Raw genomic sequence first — 1,197 nt, forward strand, 5'->3', positions numbered from 1 at the left:
CAGCACGACCACGAGCGCGGCCAGGACGACCAGCGCCGTCCGGAGCAGGACGAGGTGGTCGTGGACCCACGGCCCCACCGGGCCCTCGGCGAGCCGGCGGCCGACCGCGCCCCGGCGCAGGGACGCCACCCCGCGGGCCAGGGTGGCGCGGATCCGCACCGCCGCGGACGACCGGCCGGTCACCCACGCCGCGAGCGCCACGACGAGGCCGACGACGAACAGCGTCCGCAGCCCGGCGCGGACGAAGCGCACGACGATGTCGTAGGCCGACGCCGCCGCGGCGGCCCCCTGCTGGGGCACGGAACCGACCACCACGCCCCGCACGATCAGCAGGGCCGCGGCCAGGACGAGCATCGTCCCCATGACGGCCAGGCCGACCACGAGCGTCGCCCGCCGCCGGTTCCGCGCCAGCAGCACCCCGCCGATCAGGAACACGAGGCTGACCCAGGGCAGCCAGGTCGCCGCCACGTCGAGCAGGTGGTAGAGCGTCTGGCCGCGGACCAGGATGCTGGCCGGGAACAGCGTGATCGTCGGGTGGACCGGCGGGATCTTCGCGGCGAGCGCGAAGCCGTCGGCCACGAGCCGCTGCTGGGCCGCCTGGATGAAGGGGTAGAGGTCCAGGACGGCGTCGCCGCCCTGGACGGTGATCGCCGAGGACTGGCCGGCGAGCACCGCCGCCAGCTGCTGGTGGGTCAGGGTCAGCGCCTGCTGCCCGGCGGCGATGAACGCCGGGCTGCTCACGACGTCCTGGACCTTCCCCTGCACGAAGCTGCGGGTGCCGTCGGCGAGCGGGCCGGTGAGCCCGTGCAGCCGGTCGGCGATCGGGGCGGGCAGGCCCTGGGCGGCCAGCGCGTCGACCGCCTGGTTCGCCAGCTGCTGGACGTCGACCTGGGCGAAGATCTCCTGGGTCACCCGGTCCGTCACCGCCGTCTGCACCGCGGGGTCCTCGAGGACCGGACCCATGGTGGCGACGAACCGGTCGGTGTCGGAGATCTGGTTGTGCGCCCAGACCGCGAGCACGGACACGGGCACCAGCAGCAGGCCCAGCACCAGCAACACCGCCGAGCCCAGGGAGGCCCACCGGACCGGGCGGCGCGCACGCACCGGAGGCGGCGGAGGCACCGAGGGCGCGGGGGACGCGGCCCGCAGGGCGGCCAGCTCGGTCCGCAGGCGGTGCAGCTCCGCCCGCTCCTCGGA

The 1,197-nt window shown here is 75.9% G+C and carries 1 protein-coding gene; it reads right to left on the reverse strand.

Going from position 1 to position 1,197, the window contains the following annotated elements:
* Positions 1-1,197: hypothetical protein (locus LWC33_RS34650; RefSeq protein ID WP_233308936.1), on the reverse strand; the 1,197-nt coding region annotated here is incomplete at both ends.

Source organism: Pseudonocardia terrae (assembly GCF_021343995.1).
Lineage (GTDB): Bacteria > Actinomycetota > Actinomycetes > Mycobacteriales > Pseudonocardiaceae > Pseudonocardia > Pseudonocardia terrae.